A 7,970-nucleotide genomic window follows, 5' to 3' on the forward strand; every position below is an offset into this window, starting at 1 on the left:
TTGGGCAGCTCCACCTACTTGTACATCGTCTGGTTCATGGTTCCGGGCGCGTACACGTCGGGGTCGATCCACACGTTGATCAACGAGGGCTTGCCCGACTCGCGTGCGCGCTGCAACGCCGGGCCGATGTCCTTGGGATCGCGTACTTCCTCGCCGTAGCCGCCGAGCATCTTGGCGAACTGGTCGTAACGCACGTCGCCGAGCGTGTTGCCGACGCGTTCGCGCTCGAGGCCGTACTTGGCGGCCTGGCCGTAGCGGATCTGGTTCATGGACGAGTTGTTGCCGACGATGCCGACGAACGGCAGGTTGTAGCGGACGAGCGTCTCGAAGTCCCAGCCGGTGAGGCTGAACGCGCCGTCACCGAAGAGCGCCACGACCTCCTTGTCCGGCCTGGCGAGCTTGGCCGCCAGCACGAACGGGATGCCGACGCCGAGCGTCCCGAGTGGACCCGGGTCCATCCAGTGGCCCGGCGACTTGGGCTGCACGACCTGGCCGGAGAACGTGACGACGTCGCCACCGTCGCCGATGTAGATGGAGTCCTCGGTGAGGAAGTCGTTGATCTCGCTCACCAGGCGGTACGGGTGGATCGGCATGTCGTCGGAGCGCAGGTGCTCCGAACGCTTCTGCCTGGCCTTCTCCTCGACCGCCTGCAGCTCCTCCAGCCACACCTTGCGGCCCATCGCGCCGTTGTCCTCACGGCCGGAGGCGGCCTGCGTGACGCTGGACAGCACCAGGTCCGCGTCACCGACGATGCCGAGGTCGACGTCGCGGTTCTTGCCGACCGTGCGGTAGTCGAGATCGATCTGGACGACCGTCGCGTTCGCGGAAAGCCTGCGGCCGTACCCCATCCGGAAGTCGAACGGGGTACCGACGATCACGATCACGTCGGCGTTGTCGAAGGCGTAGCGGCGCGAGAGCTGGAAGTGGTGAGGGTCGCCGGGAGGCAGGGTGCCGCGGCCAGCCCCGTTCATGTAGGCGGGGATGTTGAGGGTGCGGACGAGCTCGATCGCGGAGTCCGTGGCGCGCGTCGTCCACACCTGGCTGCCCAGCAGGATCGCCGGCTTCTTGGCGTGCACCAGCAGGTCCGCGAGCTTCTCGACGTCCGCGGGGTCGCCGACGCTGCGCGTGGACGCCCGGTAGTGACCCGCCTGCGGAACACGCGCCTGCGACACGGGCACCTTGGCGTCGAGCACGTCGCGCGGGATCTCCAAGAACGACGGGCCTGGCGCGCCGGCGTTGGCCTCGCGGAACGCCATCGACACCATGTCCGCGATGCGGGCGGTGTGCGGGACGTTCGCCGCGAACTTGGTGATCGGCGTCATCATGTCGACGTGCGGGAGGTCCTGCAGTGAGCCCATCTTGTGCTGGCTCAACGCGCCCTGGCCGCCGATCAGCAGCATCGGGCTCTCCGCGCGGAACGCGTTCGCGACGCCGGTGACGGCGTCAGTGGTTCCCGGCCCCGCGGTGACCACGGCGCAACCGGGCTTGCCGGTGATGCGTGCGTAGCCGTCCGCGGCGTGCGCGGCTACTTGTTCGTGTCGTACGTCGACGACGGCGATGCCCTCGTCCACGCAGCCGTCGTAGATGTCGATGATGTGGCCGCCGCACAGGGTGAAGATCGTGTCCACGCCCTCGGCCTTGAGCGCTTTGGCGACCAGATGTCCTCCAGAGATCGACCCAGAATCCGGCCCGGAATCTGGCACTGCCTCCGCGGAACTCGTCATCGGCGATCAGCCCCTTAGCGCTCGACTGTAGATTGCATACCGTATGAGGTAGGCATATCGTTACTCCGCTACCAACCGGATGTCCATAGATGGCCGCAAGTTTTCGGCGAGAGGACGTAGACGGTGGATCTTTTCGAACACGAGGCGCGGGACCTCTTCGAGCGGTACGGGGTGCCCGTTCCGCGTGGTTTCGTCGCGGACACTCCTGAATCCGCGCGCGAGGCCGCCGCGAAGCTGGGCGGGACCGTTGTCGTGAAGGCTCAGGTGAAGACCGGCGGGCGCGGCAAGGCCGGCGGCATCAAGCTCGCTTCGTCGCCCGGCGAAGCGGCGTCAGCGGCCTCCGCCATCCTCGGGATGGACATCAAAGGCCACACCGTGCACAAGGTGCTGGTCACCGAGGCGAGTGAGATCGCGGAGGAGTACTACCTGTCGTTCCTTCTTGATCGTGCCAACAGGACGTTCATCGGCATGGCCTCGGCCACCGGCGGCATGGAGATCGAGGAGATGGCGGACTCCATCACTCGAATGCCAGCTTCGGCTTTCGACGCATCTGCGGTGTTTTCACCGGACGTTGCCGAGGAAGTGAACGCCGTCGCTTCCGCTTTGTGGAAGGTCTTCGTTTCCGAGGACGCGACCCTCGTCGAAGTGAACCCGTTGGCGCGCACCAAGTCCGGCCGGATCGTCGCGCTGGACGGCAAGGTGACGCTGGACGGCAACGCGTCCTTCCGGCACTCTCGCCCGGATTCGGGCTCCGAGGGCGATCCCCTGGAGGTGCGGGCGGCCGAGAAGGGCCTCAACTACGTCAAGCTCGACGGCACGGTCGGCGTCATCGGCAACGGCGCGGGCCTGGTCATGTCCACTTTGGACGTCGTGGCGCTGGCCGGTGCCGCGCCCGCGAACTTCCTCGACATCGGCGGTGGCGCCTCGGCCCAGGTGATGGCCGACGGCCTCGACGTCATCCTCTCCGACCCGTCGGTGCGCAGCGTGTTCGTGAACGTCTTCGGCGGCATCACCGCGTGCGACGCGGTGGCCAACGGAATCGTGCAAGCACTCGGCCTGCTGGGCGACCGCGCCGACAAGCCGCTGGTGGTGCGCCTGGACGGCAACAACGCCGAGGCCGGCCACCGCATCCTCGACGAAGCACGACACCCGCTGATCACCGTGGCGCACACGATGGACGACGCGGCCGGCCGTGCCGCCGCCCTCGCCGGCGCCGGTAAGGAGTCCTGATGGCGATCTTCCTCGACGAGAACAGCCGCGTGGTCGTGCAGGGCATGACCGGATCCGAGGGCTCCAAGCACACCCGCCGCATGCTCGCGGCAGGCACTCAGGTCGTCGGCGGGGTGAACGCCCGCAAGGCCGGGACGTCTGTGGGGTTCGACGACGTCACGCTCCCGGTGTTCGGCACGGTGGCCGAGGCGATGGAGCAGACCGGCGCGGACGTGTCGGTGCTGTTCGTGCCGCCTGCTTTCACCGGCGACGCCGTGATCGAGGCGGTGGACGCGGGGATCGGCCTGGCCGTGGTGATCACAGAGGGCGTCCCGGTCCACGACACGGCCCGGTTCTGGGCGCACGCCAAGGACTCGAACACACGGATCATCGGGCCGAACTGTCCCGGCATCATCAGTCCCGGCAAGTCGAACGCGGGCATCATCCCCGCCGACATCACCAAGCCCGGTTCCATCGGCCTGGTGTCGAAGTCCGGCACGCTGACCTACCAGCTGATGCACGAGCTGAAGGACTTCGGCTTCACGACGTGCGTCGGCATCGGCGGCGACCCGATCGTCGGCACCACGCACATCGACGCGATCGCGGCGTTCGAGGCGGATCCCGAGACCGAGCTGATCGTGATGATCGGCGAGATCGGCGGTGACGCGGAGGAACGGGCGGCGGAGTTCGTGCGGGACAACGTGTCCAAGCCCGTGGTGGGGTACGTCGCCGGCTTCACCGCGCCCGAGGGCAAGACGATGGGCCACGCGGGCGCCATCGTCTCGGGATCCTCGGGCACGGCGGAAGCCAAGAAGCAGGTCATGGAGGCGGTCGGCATCAGGGTCGGCAAGACGCCGTCGGAGACCGCCGCGCTCGCACGGGCCTTCCTGACTAGTTAGTGCAGAGAGCCTTGTCCGCCACGTCGAACGAGGACGGCTTCGAGTCCATCCGGTTCGTGTTGGTCACCACCGACGCGAACCGGCCGTCCTCGGTGACCAGCGTGAACGAGTGGTGGCCGGTGGGCAGGGCGCCGTTGTGGCCCCACGCTACGCCGCCACACGTCAACGGCAGCTTGACCAGGGCGAGCCCGTAGGTGCCGGACTGCCCCCAGGTCTGCTTCATCTCGGCCAGTGCCGCGGGTGAGACGACCTGGCCGTTGATCAGTGCGCGGTAGAAGCGCTGCAGGTCGTCCAATGTGGACGACATCGCGCCGGCGGTGCTCCAGAACGACAGCTCGATCGCGGTGGTCACCTCGGTCCAGAAGAAGATCGGGCCGAGGCGTCCGCCGAGGTAGCCGGGCAGGAACGGTGCGGGCAGTGCCCGGTTGCCGGGCGCGGGGAACTTCGTCCGCGTGAGACCGAGCGGGCTGATGATCCGTTCGGTGATCGCGTCACCGGCCTGCTTGCCGGTGAGACGTTCGATCAGCATGCCCAGCACCAGGAAGCCGACGTTGGAGTAGTGCTGCGCGGCACCGGGTGCGGACTGGGCAGGCTCGTCCATGGCCGAGCGGACCAGTTCGGCGAGGGTGTACGTGCCGTCGGGGTTCGCCCGCGCGTCACGGACGTAGTTCACCATGCCGCTGGTGTGCTGGAGCAGCTGGCGGACGGTGATGACGTCGCCGTTGTAGTTGCCGGTGACCACACCGGGCAGGTACCGGGAGATCGGCGCGTCCAGTTCGACGCGCCCCTCGTCGACGAGCTGCAGGACCACGACGGCGGTGAACGTCTTGGTCTGGCTGCCGATCCGGAAGTGGTCGAGGCTGCTGAGCGCGCGCTGTTCGTGGATCTTCGCGGTGCCTGCCGACAGCGTGCCCGCGCGGTAGTGCACGGCGACGCCCGGTCCTGCCTGCGCCAGGTACTGGTCGAGCACTGTCCGCACCGCGTCGTCGGCCTTCGCCGGTGCGGCGCTGAAGAGCATGATCGCGCAGACGACCACGGCGAGGCGCTTCACGCGGTCACCTTCTTCGCGGTCGGAAGCTCGGCTGTGCCCTGGGCCTGCTCGCCGATGACCGACAACGCCTGCTTCACGATCTTCAGCACGGCCTGCGCACCCTCGACCAGCTTGATCAGGTTCTCGCCGCTGGCCAGCAGCTCGGCGAGCTTGGCCGCGATCTGCACACCGCAGTCGACGGCGATCTGCACGCATTGCGGGATCGCCACGGCGATGCTCTGCCCGAACGTCGCCGGAGCCGCCGCGATCGCCTCCGTCATGATCGGCACGATCTTGCCGATCGCCTCGGTGATCAGGCGCGTGACCTCGGCGACGACCTGGGCGACCACCTCCCCCGCCTTGATCAGCGCGGTCGCGTTGGTCAGCGCGGTCTCGGCGACGGACAGCACGCCGTCGGCGAGTTCTTTGCCGGTCTTGGCGTAGTCCGTCGCGCTCTGGCCGGACCAGCCGCTGGTCTCGCTGCCCGCCTTCGAGCTGTACTCCTCGGCCAGCGCGGCCGCCGCCTTGCTGGCGTTCTGGAACTCGCCCGCGCCCTGCTGGACTCCGTCGGGGTTGCCGCGCAGCTGGTTCAGCGGCTCCTCGAGGAACGAGATCATCGGCGTGAGAAAGCCGACGCCCGCGCTGTCCAAGGCCTGCAACGGTTTCCCGTCCGAGCCCAGTTGACTGATCTCGGCCTTGGGCGTGGCGGCCAGGTCCGACGACAGCCACTCGTCGCCGGCGATGGCGTTCGTGGCGGTGCGGAGTTCGTTGAGCAGCGCGGCGATCGTGTCCGTGTCCGTCGCGGTGGCGGTCATCGGGCGGCCCCGGTGATGTCCTCGACGTTGCGGTCGTCGGTGCGCTGATAGGTGTCGGCGGTCTGCCGCATGCCGGTACCGACCTTGTCCATTGTGGACGCGACGTGCGCGAAGGCGCCCATGGTCTCCCCCATCGCGCCGCTGAGACCCGTGGTCATGAACTGGGCGAACGAACCGAGCGACTCCTGACAGAGCTGGTCGGGCAACCGCCCGCCCGTCGCGGAAAGCTGATCGGCGTACCCGGCGAGCGTCGCGGCATGACCGCGCAACTGCTCGTGATCGACGGTGAAGCTCATCGCACGGCCTCCGGCAGGTGCGAGGTGATCTGGTGCAGCGCGTCGCTCTCGCCGAGGTAACTCGCCATCACCTCGGTCATGCGCGCACCCGCCAGCCGTTGCGCCTCCCGCGCGGTGCTGACGATCAGCGCGAGCGTGTCGACGTCGAGCTTGCGCGCCGCCGGCGTCAGCGCGACGTCGCCGAGCACGCCACCGGCGTTCACCGTCACGGTGACCTCACCGCGGGGCGAGGTCGCGCTCGCCCCGACCTCGGCCAGGCTCGCACTCGCCGACCGCGCGCTGTACGCCACTCGTTCCAGGCGTTCCTGATAGTCCGCCAGCCACTGTGCTGGATCCACTTTTCTCCCCCTCTTCTAGGCTCGCGCAACCGCGGCGAGCTCACCTATCGCGCGGACCAGGTCGTTGTGCCGCATCGGGTTCACACTTACCCAGCCGTCGTCGCCCACATCCACCCTGACCCGGCCGGTCGCACTGTCCAACCAGGACACCTCCTGCCGCTGCCCTCCCCTGATCACGCCCGCCTGGCCCTGCCCGGTGACCTCCAGGTCAAGCCCGGCACCGGGTGGCAGGGTGATCGGCATGAGCTGCGCGGGCCGCAGTTCCGGCACCAGCGCCACGAGCTCGTCGCCCAGCGTCTCTGCCTCGACGTGCGTCACCCGGACCGTGCTCTCGGACTGCGTGCACACGAGTGCGTCGTCGCCGTAGACCATCGCGACCGCACCCGTCCCCGGCACCACGAGGTCCACCACGGCTCGGTGCTCGTGCAGCGCCGTCACCAGTTCCGCGGCCATGCCAACAGGTCCGTGCGCCTCGGCCAGACCGCGAACCTGAAGTCCTCTGCCCGCGTCGGCGAGGAGCGCGGCCCGTTCGTCGGCGAGCTTGCCGAACGACGGCACCCGCAACGGGAACGGCCAGCGCACCCCGGCGTGGGTGGCGAGCAGGTCCATCTCCACGAGGTCGAAGGCGATCATCGTGCCGCCTTGCGCGCCTGCTCGGCGTCGGTCTCGGTGTAGGCGGTCTTGATCTCCGCGAGCATCTGCTGGAACGCCCGCACCTCGCGTTCGGCCGCGCTCACCTCGCCCGCCATCCCCGAGCCCGCCTCCTTGAGCCTGCGCGCCAGGTCCTGGGCGGGCGGCGCGGTGCCGAGCAACGGCTGCCGCTCGGCGAGCCTGCTCGCGGTCGCCACCAGATCACCGGTCAGCTCGGCCAGCCGGGTCAAGGTCCTGATCCGGTCCTGCAGCTGGTCCGGTGCCACCTCGTAGCCGGTCACGACTCCTCCCCGATCACTGCCGGCGACACCCGCTCGTTCACCGCGAACAGGTCGTGGTCGAGCGTCGGCATCTGGTTCTCGTGCCGCTGGTCGTCGTCCTTGCGCGCACCACCCGGTGGTGGTGACGCCATCGCGTTGTTCTGGGCGGCCGCTCGTGCGTCAGCGGCGAGCGAGCCGGTCGCGGCCATCGCGCCGTGCTGGCCGAACATCACTCCGGTGCGCAGCCCTGGGCTCAACTGCTGGCTCACCGGGGCGGCGGCTCCGATCACCGGTCCCCTGGTCGTTGCCATCGAACCGCCGCCACCGACGAGGCGTTGCCACGGGACACCGCCCGAGCTGGGCGTTTTCACCGCCGACGGCCCTGCGGTGCGGGCCGGTGCCGAGGCGGCCTGCGGGATGTTGCCGCGGGCGTCGTCGATGAGGCGGCCGCTGCCGTTGAGGCTGGACTCGTAGGTCTGCATCGCACGGACGGCCTGTTGCTTCTGCTGGTCCGCCGAGGCAGCACCGAAGTAGAAGTAGAAGCCCGACGTGGCCCCCGCCGGCATCGTGGGAGCGCTCGGCAAGGCCATCGGAGCGGGCGCAGTCGGCAGCGCGAACGGTGCCGGTGCGCTCGGTAGCGCGAACGGCGCCGAGGGCTTCGGCTCGACCGGTGCCTCGCCTTCGGTGATCTCCGGCCGGGTGTCGTACGCGCTCGGGCTTGAAGGTCCGTCGGTGTCGATCGACACCG

At 68.9% G+C, this 7,970-nt stretch carries 11 protein-coding genes; 3 read left to right on the forward strand and 8 right to left on the reverse strand.

From position 1 onward, the window contains the following. Positions 1–14: 14 nt before the first annotated feature. A complete protein-coding gene (locus FXN61_RS23520) occupies positions 15–1,724 on the reverse strand; it encodes a thiamine pyrophosphate-binding protein (protein ID WP_167976208.1) in 1,710 nt (569 codons plus the stop codon). Positions 1,725–1,847: 123 nt separating this feature from the next. Between FXN61_RS23520 and sucC the strand changes: the two genes are divergently transcribed. Then, complete coding sequence (sucC, locus tag FXN61_RS23525; RefSeq protein WP_167976209.1) at positions 1,848–2,954, forward strand: ADP-forming succinate--CoA ligase subunit beta; 1,107 nt, start codon at positions 1,848–1,850, stop codon at positions 2,952–2,954. Beyond that, positions 2,954–3,832, forward strand: coding sequence for a succinate--CoA ligase subunit alpha (sucD, locus tag FXN61_RS23530; RefSeq protein ID WP_167976210.1), 879 nt, complete (start codon positions 2,954–2,956; stop codon positions 3,830–3,832). The genes sucC and sucD overlap by 1 nt, the downstream gene beginning before the upstream one ends. Here the strand turns inward: sucD and FXN61_RS23535 are convergent. From FXN61_RS23535 to FXN61_RS23565, 7 genes are read right to left on the reverse strand one after another with little or no spacing between them, the layout of a single operon-like run. Then, a complete protein-coding gene (locus tag FXN61_RS23535; RefSeq protein WP_376770712.1) occupies positions 3,825–4,883 on the reverse strand; it encodes a serine hydrolase domain-containing protein in 1,059 nt (352 codons plus the stop codon). The two genes, sucD and FXN61_RS23535, sit on opposite strands and share 8 nt — an antisense overlap. Further along, entirely contained in the window at positions 4,880–5,677 is a 798-nt protein-coding gene (locus tag FXN61_RS23540) for a hypothetical protein (RefSeq protein WP_167976211.1), read from the reverse strand. Before FXN61_RS23540 ends, FXN61_RS23535 begins: the two co-directional genes overlap by 4 nt. After that, on the reverse strand, positions 5,674–5,973 hold the full coding sequence (locus FXN61_RS23545; RefSeq protein WP_167976212.1) for a type VII secretion target: 300 nt from the start codon (positions 5,971–5,973) through the stop codon (positions 5,674–5,676). The genes FXN61_RS23540 and FXN61_RS23545 overlap by 4 nt, the downstream gene beginning before the upstream one ends. After that, positions 5,970–6,311, reverse strand: a complete 342-nt coding sequence (locus FXN61_RS23550) for a YbaB/EbfC family nucleoid-associated protein (protein WP_167976213.1) — start codon at positions 6,309–6,311, stop codon at positions 5,970–5,972. Before FXN61_RS23550 ends, FXN61_RS23545 begins: the two co-directional genes overlap by 4 nt. A 15-nt stretch (positions 6,312–6,326) precedes the next feature. Beyond that, positions 6,327–6,944, reverse strand: coding sequence for an ESX secretion-associated protein EspG (locus tag FXN61_RS23555; protein ID WP_167976214.1), 618 nt, complete (start codon positions 6,942–6,944; stop codon positions 6,327–6,329). Continuing rightward, on the reverse strand, positions 6,941–7,243 hold the full coding sequence (locus FXN61_RS23560) for a hypothetical protein (protein WP_167976215.1): 303 nt from the start codon (positions 7,241–7,243) through the stop codon (positions 6,941–6,943). Before FXN61_RS23560 ends, FXN61_RS23555 begins: the two co-directional genes overlap by 4 nt. Then, positions 7,240–7,788 (reverse strand): hypothetical protein, encoded by a 549-nt coding sequence (locus tag FXN61_RS23565; protein WP_167976216.1) that lies wholly within the window; start codon positions 7,786–7,788, stop codon positions 7,240–7,242. Before FXN61_RS23565 ends, FXN61_RS23560 begins: the two co-directional genes overlap by 4 nt. On the opposite strand from FXN61_RS23565, the gene FXN61_RS55565 reads away from it, so the two are divergent. Then, positions 7,772–7,970: beta-ketoacyl synthase N-terminal-like domain-containing protein (locus FXN61_RS55565; RefSeq protein ID WP_167976217.1), on the forward strand; the 199-nt coding region annotated here is incomplete at its 3' end. The genes FXN61_RS23565 and FXN61_RS55565 overlap by 17 nt on opposite strands.

Origin of the sequence: Lentzea indica, assembly GCF_012184385.1 — a bacterium.
In the GTDB taxonomy this organism is placed as follows: Bacteria; Actinomycetota; Actinomycetes; order Mycobacteriales; family Pseudonocardiaceae; genus Lentzea; species Lentzea indica.